This is a genomic window from Streptomyces sp. NPDC004658, from assembly GCF_040609555.1.
GTDB lineage: Bacteria > Actinomycetota > Actinomycetes > Streptomycetales > Streptomycetaceae > Streptomyces.
In genome coordinates this window covers 1-15447 of sequence record NZ_JBEXKG010000170.1, presented here as the reverse complement: position 1 = coordinate 15447, position 15447 = coordinate 1, and the positions used below count along the sequence as shown (strand labels likewise).

The window sequence follows — 15447 nt, the reverse complement described above, 5'->3', positions numbered from 1 at the left end:
CCCGGACCGGCCCGGACGAGGGCGACTGGCAGGTCCGCGCGGAGCTGCCGGTCGGCTGATCTACGCTGGCCGGATGCCGGTCACCGTACTCCTCGCCGGCGACTCCTCGTACGGGGCCGGCGAACACAGCTCCTCCGCCCCCTCCCACCCGCACGCGCACCCGGAAGGCGACACCACTCCATGACCGGCCCGACCACCGCCGACGACAAGCTCACCTGGCTCCTGGAGGGCCTGCTGGAGAGGACCCCGGGTGCCCGGCACGCGCTCGTGCTGTCCCGGGACGGGCTGAAGCTGTGCCGCACACCGGAGCTGAGCGTCGACCAGGCCGACCAGCTGGCCGCCATCGCCGCCGGCATCCAGTCGCTGTCGCACGGCGCGTCCGTGGAGTTCGGCGACGGCAGCGGCGGCGTGCGCTCGGCGATGACGGAGTTCTACGGCGGTGTGCTGTTCATCGTGGAGGCGGGTGCCGGAGCGCATCTGGCCGTGATCGCCACGGAGGACGCGGACGCCGGGGTCATCGGGCACAACATGAGCGAGCTGGTGGAGCAGCTCGGCGAGCACCTCACCGCGCCGCCCCGCACGTCATGAGCCGGCCGGGCATGAACCGGCCGGGCCGGGACGACGCCCCCGACCGGCTGTACACCATCACCCAGGGACGCAGCCGCACCGGCCCCGACAACCCCTTCGACCTGGTCACCCTCGTGGTCGCCGAGTCGGAGCCGGCGGCCGGCATGCAGTCGGAGCACGTGGCGATCCTGGAGCTGACCCGGTTCCCCGCGTCGGTGGCGGAGATCGCCGCCGCACTGCGGCTGCCCGTGGGCATCACCAAGGTGCTGCTGTGCGATCTGCTCGCGGCGGGCCGGATCAGCGCCCGGCACCCGCGCAGACCGGCCATTACCGATCCCGACATCCTGGAGCAGGTGCTCGTTGGACTCCGCAACCTCTGACGCGCGCACCCCGCTGGGTGCCTCCGCCGACCAAGGTTTCAAGATCGTGGTCGTGGGCGGTTTCGGCGTCGGCAAGACCACGCTGGTGCGCTCGGTCAGCGAGATCCGTCCCCTCAACACCGAGGAGACGATGACACAGGCCGGTGCCACGGTGGACGACATCCGCCAGGTGCGCGGCAAGTCCGGCACCACGGTCGCCTTCGACTTCGGCCGGATCAGCCTGGACGCCCGCAATGTGCTGTACCTGTTCGGCGCGCCCGGCCAGGAGCGGTTCTGGTTCCTGTGGGACCGGCTGTTCTCCGGCACGCTCGGCGCGGTCGTCCTGGTGGACACCCGGCGCATCGACGACTCCTGGTACGCCATCGACCGGCTGGAGCACCACGGCACGCCGTTCATCGTGGCCTGCAACGACTTCGGCGGCCCGGTCCGCGCCGGAGCGGACGTCCGGGAGGCCCTCGACCTGGATCCGCAGGTGCCGCTGGTCGACTGCGACGCCCGCTCCCGGGAGTCGGGCAAGCAGGTGCTCATCACGCTGGTGCAGCACGTGAGGAACAGGTACGCCGACCCGTCCGCGCGGGCGGTCCCGCACCGACAGGAGTTCGTGTGACCACGCCCGACGCCGTCCCGCTGAGCGGCCCCCGGTTCCAGACCGAACCCGCCCGTCTGTACCGGGAGATGCGGCGCGACCACGGCGCCGTCGTGCCGGTGCTGCTCGACGGCGGCATCCCGGCCTGGCTGGTGCTCGGCTACCGGGAACTGCACCAGGTGACCGGCGACCCGGTGCTGTACAGCCGGGACTCGGACCTGTGGAACCAGTGGGAGAACATCCCCGCGGACTGGCCGCTGCTGCCGATGATCGGGCGCAAGCAGCCGTCGATCCTCTACACGGTCGGCGAACGGCACCGGCAGCGCGCGGCGATGATCAGCGACGCGCTGGAGGCGGTGGACCCGTTCGAACTGCGGGCGCACGCCGAGCGGTTCGCGGACGAGCTGATCGACGCGCTGTGCGCCGCCGGCGAGGCCGATCTGGTCGCGCAGTACGCGATGCTGCTGCCGGTACGGGTCCTGGCCCGGCTGTACGGCTTCCCGGACGAGGACGGTCCGGGGCTGGTCACCGCCCTGAACGACATGATCGACGGGCGGGAGCGGGCGCTGGCCGGGCAGGCCCATCTCGCCGCCTCCATGGGGCAGTTGCTGGCCGACCGGCGAAAGGAGCCGGCGGCCGACGTGGTCTCCCGGATGCTCGCCGACGAGAGCGGGTTCGGCGACGAGGAGATCGCACAGGACCTGATGGTGATGATGGCGGCCGGACACCAGCCGACCGCCGACTGGATCGGCAACTCGCTGCGGCTGATGCTGACCGACGACCGGTTCGCCGCCTCCCTGTTCGGCGGGCGCAACAGCGTCGCCGAGGCGATGAACGAGGTGCTGTGGGAGGACACGCCGACGCAGAACGTGGCGGGCCGCTGGGCCGCCCGCGACACCCACCTCGGCGGCCGGCGCGTCAAGGCCGGCGATCTGCTGCTGCTCGGTCTGCAAGGGGCCAACTCCGATCCGCAGGTGCGGACCGACGCCTCCGCGCTGACCGGCGGCAACAACGCGCACTTCTCCTTCGGCCACGGCGAGCACCGCTGCCCGTTCCCCGCGCAGGAGATCGCCGAGGTGATCGCGCGGACCGGCATCGAGGTGGTCCTGGACCGGCTCCCGGACATCGATCTGGCGGTGCCCGCGGACTCCCTCACCCGTCGGCCGTCGCCCTGGCTGAGGGGACTGACCCGGCTGCCCGTCCGGTTCACGCCGGTACCCGCCCGCTGACCGGCGCCCCCCGGCCGACCCGCTGTTCCGCCGCCCGCCCGGGGGCCGTCCCCGGGCCGGCGCCGTACCCGCCGTACCCGACCCCTGCCCTGGGAGGCACGTCACCATGACGACCGGTACCGAAGCACCCCGCATCGCCCTCGACCCCTTCGTCACCGACCTGGACGCCGAGAGCGCGGCGCTGCGCGCGGCCGGCCCGCTCGCCGCCGTGGAGCTGCCGGGCGGCGTCCCGGTGTGGGCCGTCACCCACCACGCCGAGGCCAAGGCGCTGCTGACCGATCCGCGGCTGGTGAAGGACATCAATGTCTGGGGCGCGTGGCGGCGCGGTGAGATACCCGCCGACTGGCCGCTGATCGGCCTGGCCAACCCCGGCCGCTCCATGCTCACGGTGGACGGTGCCGACCACCGCCGGCTGCGCACCCTGGTCGCGCAGGCGCTCACCCCGCGCCGGGTGGAGCGGATGCGGGAGCGGATCGAGAAGCTCACCCAGGACCTGCTGGACGCCCTGCCCGCGGACGGCGGGACCGTCGATCTGAAGGCGGCCTTCGCCTATCCGCTGCCGATGTACGTCATCGCCGACCTGATGGGCATCGACGAGAGCCTGCTGCCCCGGCTGAAGGTGCTGTTCGAGAAGTTCTTCTCCACGCAGACCCCGCCGGAGGAGGTCGTCGCGACCCTCACGGAACTGGCGCAGATCATGGCGCGGACGGTGGCGGCCAAGCGGGCCGCGCCGGGCGACGACCTGACCAGCGCGCTGATCCTCGCCTCGGAGGACGGCGACCACCTCACGGACGAGGAGATCGTCTCCACCCTCCAGCTGATGGTGGCGGCGGGCCACGAGACGACGATCTCGCTGATCGTCAACGCCGTCGTCAACCTGTCCACCCACCCCGAGCAGCGCGACCTGGTGCTGTCGGGCCGGGCCGACTGGTCGGCGGTCGTCGAGGAGACGCTGCGCTACTCCACCCCCACCTCCCACGTCCTGATCCGCTTCGCGACCGAGGACGTACCGGTCGGCGACAAGGTGATCCCGGCCGGGGACGCGCTGATCGTGTCGTACGGCGCGATCGGCCGGGACGAGGGTGCCCACGGCCCGACCGCGGGGGAGTTCGACATCACCCGCGGCACGAGGAACCGGCACATCTCCTTCGGACACGGTCCGCACGTCTGCCCCGGCGCGGCCCTGTCCCGGCTGGAGGCGGGGGTCGCCCTGCCCGCGCTGTACGGCCGTTTCCCCGGCCTGGAGCTGGCGGTCCCCGCGACCGCGCTGCGCCACAAGCCGGTGGTCACCCAGAACGACCTGTTCGAGCTGCCGGTACGGCTGACTCCGTGACGCCGCGGTCCACCGCGTCAGGCGCCTGGTTCCACGGGCGCCTCCCCCTTCACGACCGCTTCGGGGGCGCGGCTCTCCGGGACCTGGGGATCCGCGCCGTCCTCGGTGGGCCGGGGGCGGGGGAACAGGAGTTCTTCCAGTGCCGTCGTGGCGAAGAGAAACGCGATCATCAGGACGGGCACGAGCAGGGCGATCAGGAACACAGCACCTCCCGCAGGTCGGCCTGTGGCACCTGGCTGGGCCGTTCCCAGCGTGCGCCCGGACGGCGCACCGCGCATGTCGTCCAGGTCAGCCGCGGCCGGCCGGCGGCCCGCACCGCACCGGGCCCACCGCCTCCCGGCCGGCGCCGAGGACGTGAGCCCGCTCCGGGCCCCGGCACGGCTTGACTTCGAGAGCGCTCCAGCTCGTAGCGTCGCTGAACGCCGCTGCGCGGGCCCCGCACCCGGTCCGCCAGGGGATGCCGGGCGCCGGATTCCGTCGCTAGATGGAAGAAGGCCGTCGCGCCCGGAGACGCCGGACGAGTGCACGAAAGGCTGTGACCCCACATGCAGAAGCGCAGGTTGCGGGACCTCCAGGTATCGGCCATCGGGCTGGGATGCATGGGAATGTCCGCCTTCTACGGCTCCACCGACCGGGACGAGGGCATCGCGACCATCCGGCGCGCCCTCGAACTCGGCATCGACTTCCTCGACACGGCGCAGGTCTACGGGCCGCTCACCAACGAGTCACTCGTCGGTGAGGCGATCAGGGACCACCGCGACGAGTACGTCATCGCCACGAAGTTCAACTACCGGATGGACGAGGCGGTCCCCGGCGACATGAGCACGGTCGGCCGACAGGACGGCTCGGCCGAGCATGTGCGCAGCTCGGTGCACGGCTCGCTCCAGCGGCTCGGCACCGACCACATCGACCTGTACTACCAGCACCGGGTCGACCCGAACGTGCCCATCGAGGAGACGGTCGGCGCGCTGGGCGAGCTGGTCACCGAGGGCAAGGTGCGGTACATCGGGCTGAGCGAGGCGAGCGCGGAGACCATCCGGCGGGCGCACGCCGTCCACCCGGTCACCGCCGTGCAGAGCGAGTACTCGCTGTGGTCGCGGGACGTGGAGGCCGAGGTGCTGCCCACCTGCCGGGAGCTGGGCATCGGCTTCGTGCCGTACTCGCCGCTCGGGCGGGGGTTCCTCGCGGGCCGCTTCACCTCGCCCGACGAGCTGGACGAGAACGACTTCCGGCGCACGAACCCGCGCTTCGCGGACGCCAATCTCCAGGCGAACCTGCGGCTGGCGGAGAAGGTGAAGGAGATCGCGGCCGAGAAGGAGGTGACCCCGGCCCAGCTGGCCATCGCGTGGGTGCTGGCCCAGGGCGAGGACCTGGTGCCGATCCCGGGCACCAAGCGCCGTACCTACCTGGAACAGAACGCCGCCGCGGTGGGCATCGAACTGACCGGGGACGACCTGGCCCGGATCGACGCGGAGCTGCCCGAGGCGGCGGGCGAGCGGTACGACGAGGCCGGGATGAGGGCCGTCAACCGCTGAGCCGGCGCGCGGGGCGCCGTCCGGCGGCCGGGTGGTCCAGGTGCTCAGCCACCGCTGACCCATGCCACGCCGGGAGGAGCCGGCCGGTCAGCGGGCCCCGCCCCGTGCCCGCCGGCTGCGTCCGGACACCACCACGAGGTCCAGCGCCGCCGTCAGCGCGAGGAGCCCGCACACCGCCGCGTGGGTGGTCAGCGGGCCGCTGCCCGGGCTGTCGCCCGGGCCCTCGCGCGCGGCCCACACCGCGAACCCGGCGGTCGCCGCGGCGAACAGGGGCAGGAACACGGCGGAGAGCAGCAGCCGCAGTCGTACGGCGCTGCGCGCGGTCGCCGGCTCGGTGCCGGTGCGGGGGTGGCGGCGGCCGATCGCGCCGGGGCGTGAGCGGGTGGCCGACGGCGTCGTCCGTCCGTGCTGGTACCGGCGCATGGCGTGCCTCCTCCGGCGGGGCCGCTCGGTCCGTCCCCCTTCGCGTACCAGGACGGACAGGGCTGAAACCGGCCCTGTGAGGAACCCCACGCGCGCCCCAACCACCGTACGCCCCAGGCGGTTTGGCGGCTGCCACCGGTCGCCGCCGGACGCCGTGGCGCCGACCGTGCCGTCCCGTCTGCCACCATGGTCGGCGCCCTGACCAGGCAGCCCCGGCCGTGCAGCGCTGCCGATCCGACGGGCTCGCCGGTCCTCCCCGAATTTCCCGGTTGTCGAGTACCCCGTCGTGTCTTCTGACCCTGCCCAGCCCCCGTCGGCGCCCCTCACCGCCCCGGCCTCGCGTTCACCGTGGCGTTCCCTGCGGCACCGGGGCATGCGCTGGTGGTCGGCCGCCAACTTCGTCTCCAACGCCGGCACGTGGATGCAGCTCACCGTGCAGAACCTGCTCGTGCTGCACATCACGGGCTCGGCGGCGGCGACCGGTCTGTCCATGTCCGTCCAGGCGGCGCCCGCGCTGTTCGTGAGCCTGCTCGGCGGCGCGGCCGTGGACCGCTGGCCCCGGAAGCTGACGGTCACCGTCAGCCAGGCCCTGCTCGGCGCGGTCGCCTTCACCACGGCGCTCCTGGTGGCGCTGGACCGGATCGACATGACGGCGCTGCTGGTGCTGGCCGGCGTGACCGGCCTCATCGCCACCGTCGACGGACCGGCCTGCGCCCTGCTCGGCAATGATCTGGTGCCGGTGGAGGACGTGCCGTCCGCGATCGGGGTGGGCGCCCTGGTGCACAGCTCGGGCCGGCTGGCCGGCACGGCCCTGGCCGGGGTCACCGTCGGTTTCCTCGGCACGTCCGCCGCGTACGCCGCGAACGGGCTGTCGTTCCTGTTCGTGGCCGCCGTGGTGCCGTTCCTGCGACCGGTTCCCGGGGCCGCGGGGGTGCCGGCGGCCGGTGCGCGGGCGGTTCCGGCGCGCACGGGCACGACCGTGCGGGAGGGCCTGTCCTTCTTCGCGCGCAGGCCCCGTCTGGTGGCGCTCGCGGGCATCACCGGGCTCAGCTCCGTCTTCGGCCGCAACTACGGCCTGACGCTCGCCGTCCTCGTCACCGGACCGCTGGCCGGCGGCGCCGGGGCGTTCGGCACGGTGTCCACGGTGCTCGCCGTCGGCGGCATCCTCGGTGCGGTCCTCGGCGCCCGGCTGCGCAGGCCGTCCGTGCGCACGGTGGGTCTGCTCGCGGCGGGGGGCGCGCTGCTCCAGGTGGTCGCGGGCCTGTCGCCGTCGCTCGCCGTACTGCTGGTGCTCGTGCTGCCGATGGCGATCGTGGAGTCCGTCTCCGACACCGCCGGGACGGCCGTGCTCCAGACCGATCCGCCGCCGCATCTGCGGGGCCGTGTGCTCGGCGTGTGGAGCAGCGTCGGCACGGTGTGGAGCCTCGGTGGCCCGCCGCTGCTGGGCCTGCTCATGGAGTGGGCCGGCGCCCGTGGCGCCCTGGTGGCCGGCGGGCTGCTCATCGCCGGGCCGATCGGCGCCGGCCTGCTGCTGCGCCGCCGCCGCACACCGGTGCCGCTGACCCTGCCCACGAGAGACGGCGACGTCACGGGCCGCGAGGCCCTGAGCACGGCGGCCTGACACGCGGGTGGCTCCGCCCGACCGCTCACCAGGGGGGCGGTCACCCGCGGAGAGCCGCCCATCCGTCAGTCGTGCCGGCCCGGCAGGTGGTACACGTGGAACGCCTGGCCGATCACCGGCTGGGCGACGTTGCGTACGCGGACGCCCCCGCTGGTCATGCCGTGCTCGGTGCCGGCGTGGGCGTGGCCGTGCACCGCGAGGTCGGCGCCGCCGGTGTCGATGGCCTCCGCGAGCAGGTAGCTGCCGAGGAACGGGTAGATCTCCAGCGGCTCTCCGGCCAGGGTGTCCGGCACCGGCGAGAAATGGGTCAGCGCGATCCGCACGTCGCAGTCCCACTCGCCCAGGTTCTTCAGGGCGCCGTGCAGGCTGTCGGCGCTGCGCCGGGTGTACCGGACGAACTCCTTCATCAGCGGTTCGCCGAACTCGCCCGCGCAGCGGCCGACGAAGCCTCCGCCGAAGCCCTTGGCCCCGGCGACCCCGATCCGGGCGCCGTCGGCGGTGACGACGGCCGCCTGCCCTTCGAGGACGTGCGCGCCCGCGTCCCGGAGGATCGCGGTGACCTCCTCGGGCCGCTCGTCGTGGTGGTCGTGGTTGCCGAGCACGGCGACGACGGGCACCCCCAGGTCCTTGATCTCCCGGGCGACGATCGCGGCCTCCTCCGGTGTGCCGTGCCGGGTGAGGTCGCCGGCGAGCAGCAGGATGTCGGCGCACGCGGGCAGCGTCTCGAAGGAGGGCCGCAGGGTGCCCTGGCTCTCGGGGCCCATGTGGATGTCGCCCACGGCCGCGACGCGGATCATGTCAGGTCCTCTCCGTGGTCGGGCGAGGAGGTCCCGGCGATGAGCAGGTCGCTGTGGACCGGGTGCCCCGCCAGTTCCTCGCGGGCCATGCGCAGGATGTCGTCCCGGCACTGGGTGGACGGCACGGTGCCGGTGAGCAGGACGGCGTCGCCGCGCAGTTCGAGCCGTACGCCGAGTTCCCCGAGGTCTCCGGAGGCCAGGTGCTCGGCGAGGTGGGCGACGCGGTAGTCGAGACTCCCTGCCGCCGGCGGGGGCGGCGGGCTCGTGTCGGTCATGGCTGCCCCTCCTGGGCGTCGATGACGTTCAGCCGTTCGAGGAGGTAGAGGAAGGCGGCCGGCATGGGCTGGTCGCCGCAGCTCGTGCGGACCTCGTCCCAGTCGACCTTCTCCCGGACGGCGCGGGCCACGGGCAGGACCGACCCGAAGTCGCAGTAGTGCTCGGAGAAGGCGCTGATCAGGCTGCGGATCAGGTCGGTCGGCGACAGGACCGGCATCAGCACGGAGTCGACCGGCAGGACGTGGGCCCGGTCGAGCATGTCCCGGGTGACGGGCTGGTGGGCCAGCGCGAAGATGATGTCGATGTTCTGCCCGTGGCAGGTCGTCTTCACCAGCCAGTCCTCCGGCGGGGTCCGCACGGGCAGGCCGGCCTCGCGCAGCGTGGCGGCCACCGCCTCGGCGTCGTCGGGCAGGATGGCGAAGTCCGCGTCGTGCTGGAGGTAGCGGCTGCCACCGTGGGCGTACACGGCCACGCTCCCGGCGAGGGCGAAGGGGTGGCCGGCGCGTTTGAGGAGCGCGCCGATCTCCTTGGCGGCCTCCAGGATCGCCTGGCTGCGGTCGTGCGGCAGTTGCACCGGATCAGGTGTGGACGAGACCTCCAGCTCCGATCCGTCCGAGGCGATGCGGAGTTCGGTGACCTCCGGTCGCCGGAGGGGCGCGGTGTCCTCCCCGTTGTGCGTCATGACCTCTCCATTCGGCACCCTGCGTCCCGGGGCGGCCGGATCGGCCCCGGGGTCCGTACGGGTACCCGGCGCGCCGCCGGCGACACGGCGTCACCGCGGGGGTTCACTCCTCCGATGCCGGGCGCCGGGACGGGGAAGGGACGAGGACCGGGGGCGGACGGCAGCCGCCTCAGCGAGTGGCCGGTCGACAGGGCCGAGAGCACGCTGTAGGCATGGCACCCGGGGCCAAGCGCTTCCGCGTCCGGCGGCCGTGGCAGTCGGTCCACGCGCTGCTGGTGCTCCCCGTCGTCCTCATCGTGGTGATCACGGTGGTGGACGTGCGGCTGCCCTGGGACATCCATCTCGGGCCGGCCCTGGTGATCGCGCCCGCGCTCACCCCTTCCTTCGCCGGCCCCAGGGCGACGGCGGGCATCGGGGCACTCGCCGCGGTCGCCCAGGTCCTCATCGGCATCCACCGCGGCGGCCTCGCCACCACCAACCACATCGTGCAGCTCCTCACGCTGGTGGTCCTGGTCGTGCTCACCGTCGCCTACAGCGCCCTGCGCGAGCGCCGGCAGGCCCAGCTGGCTCAGGTCCGCACGGTCGCCGAGGCCGCGCAGCACGTCCTGATGTGGCCGTTGCCCGAGCAGATCGGGCCGCTGCGGATCGCCTCGCTCTACCTCGCCGCGGAGGACGAGGCCCAGATCGGCGGCGATCTCTACGCGGCGACGGTGTCCGACGGCTCGGTCCGCCTCCTCATCGGCGACGTCCGCGGCAAGGGGCTGCCCGCCATCGGCGAGGCCGCGCTGCTGCTCGGCTCGTTCCGGGAGAGCGCCCACCGGCACATCCCGCTGGCCGAGCTGGCGACCCGGCTGGACCAGAGCGTCACCCGTTACGCGACCGATCTGGAGAGCCCGGAGGAAGAGGGCGAACGGTTCGCCACCGCCCTGCTCGTGGACATCCCGGACCACGATGCGGTCACCCGGATGACCAGTTGCGGTCATCCGCCGCCGCTGCTGCTGAGCCCGGGGCACGTCGTGACCGTCCCGAGTCTGCACCCGTCACCGCCGCTCGGGGTGCACGCGGGCGCCGAGCACACCCTGGACGTGTTCTCCTTCGAGCCGGGCGACACGTTGCTGCTGTACACGGACGGGGTCATGGAGGCCCGGGACGAGCGCGGCCGGTTCTATCCGCTCGCCGACCGGGTCGCGCGGTGGACCGAGGACAGCCCGGAGGCGCTGATGCACCACCTGCGGCGCGATCTGCTCGCCCACGCCGGCGGCCGGCTGGGCGACGACGCGGCGCTCATCGCGGTGCACCGCCACCCGGTGGAGCGCCGCCACCACGGCCGCGGGGAGATCACTCGCCGCGGGTGAGCGCCCGGCGGTGGCACCCGGCCGGCAGCCGCTCGCGAGGGCGGCCGGGGACCATCGGCCGGCGGACGACCGGGCACCGGCCGGCCCGCGCCCCACGGGCGGAACCGAGGCGAACGCCTGACTGACCCAGGCCCTGCGGCCGGCAGAGGTACCACGGCACCCGCACGGGCGGCTTCGGCCGCAGCGTTCAACTGCCCTTGCGTTCAACTGCCCTTGCGTTCAACTGCCCTTGCGAGAAAGTTCAGTTCGGAGGGTGGCCTGTCCCGCCGAGACGTTGCGAGAATCTGCGGCGCCTCGACAACAGGGAGCCCCCGTGCGTCAGTTGACCTCCGCGCTCGCCGCCGCCCTCGGCGCGCTCGCCCTCGTCCTCACCTCGTCCGGCACCGCCGACGCCAACGTCCTGCAACTGCTTCCCCAGAACGCCGACGGCCTCGAACAGACCTTCTCCCCCGCCTACGACTACGACGGCGACGGCTGCTACGCCACCGCCGCCATCGGCAGCGACGGCACCATCAACCCCGGCCTGAAGCTGGGCGGCGACGTCAACGGCCACTGCCACGACTACGCCCAGCTCGCCAACGCCAACACCTACTCGCGCGAGAAGTGCAACAACGGCTGGTGCGCGGTGATGTACGCCAGCTACTTCGAGAAGGACCAGGCGACCCTCGGGCCCGCCGCCATCGGGCACACCCACGACTGGGAGCACGTCGTGGTGTGGATCAAGGACAACACCGTCCAGTACGTGTCGGTGTCCCAGCACTCCGGCTACCAGGTGGCGGCCCGTTCCTCGGTGCGCTTCGACGGCACCCACCCGAAGATCGTCTACCACAAGGACGGTGTCTCCACCCACTGCTTCCGGTTCGCCAACACCAACGACGAGCCGCCGGAGAACGTGACGGGCGGCTGGTTCTATCCGCGGCTGGTCGGCTGGAACGGCTATCCGGCGGGCTACCGCGAGAAGTTGCTGAGCGCGGACTTCGGGGCGGCCACCATCAAGATCAAGGACGGTGACTTCCCGTACGCGCTGGCGCACTCCATGCCGGCCGGCATCCCCTTCGACCCCAACGCCTGAGCCCGGCCCTGTTCCCGCCGCCCGCCGGGCCGACCCGGCCCGGCGGGCGCGGGCCCCGCTCCGAATGGGGCGGGGCGGGACCCGCGCCCGGTGCCCCGGTCAGCCGGCCGGCTTCAGGTCGGTGATCTTCAAGGTCCTGAGGTCGGACCGGACGTCGATCCGGCTGACCTGCGCGTGCGGTCCGTCCCCCCAGGTGAGCGTGACCCGGCTGGTGGCGTGGCCGGCGCCGGAGCCGGTGTACGCCACCTTCCACTTCACCGGCACGTTCTGCGCGAACAGGATGCCGTCGGCGTGTTCCCTCTTCTCGTAGGCGGCGACCTTCTTCTGAGCGGCGGCGGAGAGGTAGAAGCCGCGCAGCGCCTTGGCACTGGCCGCGGCGGTGGGATCGTCGGTGGTCCAGACGGCGTCGATGTAGGCGCCGTAGAAGTCGGCCACGTGCTGGGTGACGTTCCTCGGGTCGCCCTGCGCGGACGACACGGCGGCGGCGCGGGTCGTGCCGCTCGCGGAGGCCCCCGCCAGGGCGGGGGTGACGGCGGCCAGGGTGAGGCCGGCCGTGAGGGCCGCGGCCGTGAGGAGGGTCTTACGGCTGGTCTTGCGGCTGCGCATGGACATGTGTTCCATTCCCCCGGTTTTCCCCCGGTTTCCCCGGTTTCTTCGCGACCGGTCCGATCCCGGCCGTCGACGGACCCTAAGACCGCGTTTCCGGCGCCGCGGTTCCGCCTCCGCCGCTCTCTTTCCGGTCATTCCGGTGCGGACCGCCGTCGGCCTTCGACGAGTCGGGCGAGGTTGTCCAGGGCCATGCGGGTGCCCCGTTCGTTGTCCTCGGGCGGAACGGCGTCGGGGACGCCCTCGTGCCGGATCTCCACGTCCGTGCCGCCGTCGACCGCGGTGAGCGTCGTCGTCATGGTCATCGTGGAACGCAGGGAGTCGTCGCCGGTCTCGAAGGCGAGGACCTCGACGACCAGGGCCCCCGGCACGAGCCGGGCGAAGTGGCCCCGGTAAGTGTCCGTGCGCCCGCCGGACTTGCCGGCGCCGGCCGGGTCGTCGTGGGTGAGGGAGATCCGGAAGACGCCGCCCTCGCGGGCGTCGAAGGTGTGCACGCGGGCGGTCATGCCGACCGGGACCCGCCAGGCCGCGACCGCCCCGGGGTCGGTCAGGGCCCGGTAGACGGCGTGCGGCGGCGCCTCCACGTGCCGGGTGACTCGGGTGGTGTACATGGGCTCACGGTAGCGGCCGGCGACCGTCCCGGCCCGCGTACGAGGGGAGGCGGGGCCGAGGTCCGGGAGGTGGGTCGGACCTCGGCCCCGGGTCTGTCACGGCTTGCGGGCGACCGCGCCGTACATCGCGATGTCCTCGTCCCGGATGCCCTGTTCGCCGCTGCCGTCGGGGTGCCACTTGTGCACCTGGACGATGCCGGGCTCGACCAGGTCCAGGCCCGTGAAGAACGCGTCGGCCTCGGCCAGGGTGCGCAGCCGCATCGGCATGTTGCGGGCCGCGTACTCGCGGGCGACCCGGCCCACCTCCTCCGGCGCGAAGTCGGCGGTGCCGATGGACATCGCGAGGTGGCTGCCGGACGGCAGCGGCTCCAGCAGCCGCCGTACGACACCGACCGCGTCGTCCGCGTCCAGCATGAAGTGGACGATCGCGATGACGGTGAGGGCGACGGGCCGGCTCAGGTCCAGGGTCTCGCGCAGTTCGGGGGCGTCCAGGATGGCCGCCGGGTCACGGAAGTCGGCCTCGATGTAGGCGGTCCGGCCCTCGGGGGCGCTGGCCAGCAGGCCCTGGGAGAGGGTGAGCACGATCGGGTCGTTGTCGACGTAGACGACCCGGGACTCGGGCGCCACGGCCTGGGCGATCTCGTGCAGGTTGGGCGAGGTCGGGATGCCGGTGCCGATGTCCAGGAACTGGCGCATGCCCGCCTCCTCGGCGAGCCAGCGCACGGCACGGTTCATGAAGTCGCGGTTGGCCCGCATGTGCACCGGGAGCGCGGGCCACTCCCGGGACATGGCGTCGCCCGCCTCCTTGTCGGCGGGGTAGTAGTCCTTGCCGCCGAGTATGTAGTCGTAGATACGGGCGGAGTGGGCGTTCTCGGTGTCGATCCGGTCGGCCGGCCATCCGTTGTCGGGCAACGCCGTGTCTCCCATTCGGTCAGGTGGGGCTCGGGGCTTCGCGTCAGCAGGTACGAGGGCGGGGTGCCGGGGCGGGTGTGTGGGTCGGGGCGGGTCACCACTCCTTGCGCAGCGCGGTGAGCAGGGACTCGGTCTTCCGGGCGGACGCGGCCTGGGCGCTCAGCCGGTCCAGTGCCTCCCGGTAGACCACGACCTCGTCGGCCTTGTCGAGGTAGACGGCCCCGGCGAGACCGCTGAGGTAGGCGATGTCGGGCAGTTCGCGGGCCCGGAACCGGAAGAGGTGGAAGGCGCCGGCCGACAGGGCGGGGTGCGGGCCGTTGGCGAACGGCATGAGCTGCACGGTGACCTGGGGCAGCCGGCTGACCTCGACGAGGTGGTCGATCTGCGCGCGCATCACCTCGGGGCCGCCGACCGGCCAGTGCAGCACGGTCTCGTCCATCACCACCCACAGCCGGGGCGACGTGGCCCTGGTCAGCAGTTCCTGGCGGCGCATGCGCAGGGCGACGCGGCGTTCGACGGCCTCCGCCGGGGCGTGCGGACTGGTCGCGGTGAGCAGGGCGCGGGCGTAGTCCTCGGTCTGCAGCAGGCCGTGCACGAACTGGTTCTCGTACGCGCGGATCTGTACGGCCGCCTGTTCCAGACTGAGGTAGGCGGCGAACCAGTCGGCCATGACATCGCGGTAGGCGTGCCACCAGCCGCGCTTGTTGGCCTCGCGCACCGACTCCAGGAAGGTGCCGATCTCCTGCTGGTCGGTCACGCCGTAGACCTGGAGGAGCTTCTCGGCGTCCGCGAGCCGCAGCCGGGACACCTTGGCGGCCTCCATCCGGCGGATCGTGGAGTGGCTGACCCCGATGGCGGCGCCGGCCTCGGCGTAGCTGAGGCCGGCCCGGGTGCGCAGTTCCTCCAGCCGTCTGCCGAGGATCATGCGCAGCACGGACGGGGCGCCGCCCCAGTCGGTCTCCGCGGTCACACCCACCCCCTCGTCGGTTCCCGGAACACCCTCGCACGCGCTCGGTGTGCGTCGCCCATTCGATCACGTTCCGGCGGATGCAGCATGCACTTCGCCACTTGCAAATTTCAACTTGTCGGTTGCGGAGCGTGGTCGGCGGGTGCCAGAGTGGACGTGCTGCTCCGGCCGACCCACGGAGCAGGCGGCGCGGCCGGCTCGGGGACGCAAGCCGCCACCACGGCCTGCCGACAGGCGGTGGGACGTCTGCCGCCCGAGCGGCCGGCCGAGCCCGTACCCTCCCCCGAGAGCCGGACGAAAGGCCCACGGCGATGGCTCCGCCCCTCCCCCCACCGACGGCTCCCCCGACCGGCCGACCACGGCGGAGAACCCGCCGCGCGGGAAGGGCGGTCGTCCGCGCCGGTGACCACGCCGCACCGGCTGCCGGCCCCGGCCGGCGCCCCTGAACCACCCGGAGGCGAGCAGCCCGGTCGACTCCCTGGGCCCCACGGCCCC

The 15447-nt window shown here is 73.1% G+C and carries 18 protein-coding genes; 9 read left to right on the top strand and 9 right to left on the bottom strand.

Going from position 1 to position 15447, the window contains the following annotated elements; translation table 11 throughout:
- Window positions 1-180 precede the first annotated feature (180 nt).
- The 5 genes from ABZV94_RS34895 to ABZV94_RS34875 all read left to right on the top strand — a co-directional run bounded on the left by ABZV94_RS34895 (window position 181) and on the right by ABZV94_RS34875 (window position 4095).
- Entirely contained in the window at window positions 181-588 is a 408-nt protein-coding gene (locus tag ABZV94_RS34895) for a roadblock/LC7 domain-containing protein (RefSeq protein ID WP_014676781.1), read from the top strand.
- Between the two features lie 11 nt (window positions 589-599).
- Window positions 600-947: a DUF742 domain-containing protein gene (locus ABZV94_RS34890; RefSeq protein WP_356347752.1), complete on the top strand. Its 348-nt coding sequence runs from the start codon at window positions 600-602 to the stop codon at window positions 945-947.
- 13 nt (window positions 948-960) lie between these two features.
- On the top strand, window positions 961-1554 hold the full coding sequence (locus ABZV94_RS34885; protein WP_356347755.1) for an ATP/GTP-binding protein: 594 nt from the start codon (window positions 961-963) through the stop codon (window positions 1552-1554).
- Window positions 1551-2762: a cytochrome P450 gene (locus tag ABZV94_RS34880; RefSeq protein WP_356347749.1), complete on the top strand. Its 1212-nt coding sequence runs from the start codon at window positions 1551-1553 to the stop codon at window positions 2760-2762. The genes ABZV94_RS34885 and ABZV94_RS34880 overlap by 4 nt, the downstream gene beginning before the upstream one ends.
- Window positions 2763-2868: 106 nt before the next feature.
- On the top strand, window positions 2869-4095 hold the full coding sequence (locus ABZV94_RS34875; protein WP_356347747.1) for a cytochrome P450: 1227 nt from the start codon (window positions 2869-2871) through the stop codon (window positions 4093-4095).
- 17 nt (window positions 4096-4112) lie between these two features.
- On the opposite strand, the gene ABZV94_RS34870 is transcribed toward ABZV94_RS34875, so the two are convergent.
- Window positions 4113-4298 (bottom strand): hypothetical protein, encoded by a 186-nt coding sequence (locus ABZV94_RS34870; RefSeq protein WP_356347745.1) that lies wholly within the window; start codon window positions 4296-4298, stop codon window positions 4113-4115.
- 342 nt (window positions 4299-4640) lie between these two features.
- On the opposite strand from ABZV94_RS34870, the gene ABZV94_RS34865 reads away from it, so the two are divergent.
- Window positions 4641-5630: an aldo/keto reductase gene (locus ABZV94_RS34865; RefSeq protein WP_356347742.1), complete on the top strand. Its 990-nt coding sequence runs from the start codon at window positions 4641-4643 to the stop codon at window positions 5628-5630.
- Between the two features lie 87 nt (window positions 5631-5717).
- Here the strand turns inward: ABZV94_RS34865 and ABZV94_RS34860 are convergent, their stop codons facing one another.
- Window positions 5718-6053 carry a DUF6343 family protein gene (locus ABZV94_RS34860; protein WP_356347739.1) on the bottom strand — a complete coding sequence of 112 codons (336 nt, stop codon included), beginning with the start codon at window positions 6051-6053 and terminating at the stop codon, window positions 5718-5720.
- Window positions 6054-6339: 286 nt separating this feature from the next.
- Between ABZV94_RS34860 and ABZV94_RS34855 the strand changes: the two genes are divergently transcribed.
- Window positions 6340-7674, top strand: coding sequence for an MFS transporter (locus ABZV94_RS34855; protein ID WP_356347737.1), 1335 nt, complete (start codon window positions 6340-6342; stop codon window positions 7672-7674).
- Window positions 7675-7739: 65 nt separating this feature from the next.
- Here the strand turns inward: ABZV94_RS34855 and ABZV94_RS34850 are convergent, their stop codons facing one another.
- Genes ABZV94_RS34850 through ABZV94_RS34840 form a run of 3 tightly spaced genes read right to left on the bottom strand, consistent with a single transcriptional unit; the run spans window position 7740 to window position 9429 of the window.
- Window positions 7740-8471: a metallophosphoesterase gene (locus ABZV94_RS34850; protein WP_356347735.1), complete on the bottom strand. Its 732-nt coding sequence runs from the start codon at window positions 8469-8471 to the stop codon at window positions 7740-7742.
- Window positions 8468-8746, bottom strand: coding sequence for a BON domain-containing protein (locus ABZV94_RS34845; RefSeq protein ID WP_356347732.1), 279 nt, complete (start codon window positions 8744-8746; stop codon window positions 8468-8470). Before ABZV94_RS34845 ends, ABZV94_RS34850 begins: the two co-directional genes overlap by 4 nt.
- The gene (locus ABZV94_RS34840) at window positions 8743-9429 is read right to left on the bottom strand and encodes a hypothetical protein (protein WP_356347730.1); all 687 of its coding nucleotides are present in this window, start codon (window positions 9427-9429) and stop codon (window positions 8743-8745) included. The genes ABZV94_RS34845 and ABZV94_RS34840 overlap by 4 nt, the downstream gene beginning before the upstream one ends.
- 212 nt (window positions 9430-9641) lie before the next feature.
- On the opposite strand from ABZV94_RS34840, the gene ABZV94_RS34835 reads away from it, so the two are divergent.
- Together ABZV94_RS34835 and ABZV94_RS34830 are read left to right on the top strand one after the other, a co-directional pair.
- Entirely contained in the window at window positions 9642-10784 is a 1143-nt protein-coding gene (locus tag ABZV94_RS34835) for a PP2C family protein-serine/threonine phosphatase (protein WP_356347727.1), read from the top strand.
- Between the two features lie 313 nt (window positions 10785-11097).
- Window positions 11098-11856, top strand: coding sequence for an NPP1 family protein (locus tag ABZV94_RS34830; protein WP_356347725.1), 759 nt, complete (start codon window positions 11098-11100; stop codon window positions 11854-11856).
- Window positions 11857-11955: 99 nt separating this feature from the next.
- On the opposite strand, the gene ABZV94_RS34825 is transcribed toward ABZV94_RS34830, so the two are convergent.
- The 4 genes from ABZV94_RS34825 to ABZV94_RS34810 form a co-directional block, all read right to left on the bottom strand.
- A complete protein-coding gene (locus ABZV94_RS34825) occupies window positions 11956-12468 on the bottom strand; it encodes a hypothetical protein (RefSeq protein ID WP_356347723.1) in 513 nt (170 codons plus the stop codon).
- 128 nt (window positions 12469-12596) lie between these two features.
- Window positions 12597-13073 (bottom strand): SRPBCC domain-containing protein, encoded by a 477-nt coding sequence (locus ABZV94_RS34820; protein ID WP_356347721.1) that lies wholly within the window; start codon window positions 13071-13073, stop codon window positions 12597-12599.
- Window positions 13074-13169: 96 nt separating this feature from the next.
- Window positions 13170-13985: an SAM-dependent methyltransferase gene (locus tag ABZV94_RS34815; protein ID WP_356347719.1), complete on the bottom strand. Its 816-nt coding sequence runs from the start codon at window positions 13983-13985 to the stop codon at window positions 13170-13172.
- Between the two features lie 94 nt (window positions 13986-14079).
- Window positions 14080-14955, bottom strand: a complete 876-nt coding sequence (locus ABZV94_RS34810) for a helix-turn-helix transcriptional regulator (RefSeq protein WP_356347716.1) — start codon at window positions 14953-14955, stop codon at window positions 14080-14082.
- Window positions 14956-15447: the final 492 nt, after the last annotated feature.

Coding starts and splice junctions, on each gene's coding strand:
- ABZV94_RS34890 (WP_356347752.1), top strand. CDS start 600: ATGAACCGGCCGGGCCGGGACGACGCCCCCGACCGGCTGTACACCATC.
- ABZV94_RS34820 (WP_356347721.1), bottom strand. CDS start 13,073: ATGTACACCACCCGAGTCACCCGGCACGTGGAGGCGCCGCCGCACGCC.
- ABZV94_RS34895 (WP_014676781.1), top strand. CDS start 181: ATGACCGGCCCGACCACCGCCGACGACAAGCTCACCTGGCTCCTGGAG.
- ABZV94_RS34865 (WP_356347742.1), top strand. CDS start 4,641: ATGCAGAAGCGCAGGTTGCGGGACCTCCAGGTATCGGCCATCGGGCTG.
- ABZV94_RS34840 (WP_356347730.1), bottom strand. CDS start 9,429: ATGACGCACAACGGGGAGGACACCGCGCCCCTCCGGCGACCGGAGGTC.
- ABZV94_RS34845 (WP_356347732.1), bottom strand. CDS start 8,746: ATGACCGACACGAGCCCGCCGCCCCCGCCGGCGGCAGGGAGTCTCGAC.
- ABZV94_RS34860 (WP_356347739.1), bottom strand. CDS start 6,053: ATGCGCCGGTACCAGCACGGACGGACGACGCCGTCGGCCACCCGCTCA.
- ABZV94_RS34835 (WP_356347727.1), top strand. CDS start 9,642: ATGGCACCCGGGGCCAAGCGCTTCCGCGTCCGGCGGCCGTGGCAGTCG.
- ABZV94_RS34875 (WP_356347747.1), top strand. CDS start 2,869: ATGACGACCGGTACCGAAGCACCCCGCATCGCCCTCGACCCCTTCGTC.
- ABZV94_RS34825 (WP_356347723.1), bottom strand. CDS start 12,468: ATGTCCATGCGCAGCCGCAAGACCAGCCGTAAGACCCTCCTCACGGCC.
- ABZV94_RS34850 (WP_356347735.1), bottom strand. CDS start 8,471: ATGATCCGCGTCGCGGCCGTGGGCGACATCCACATGGGCCCCGAGAGC.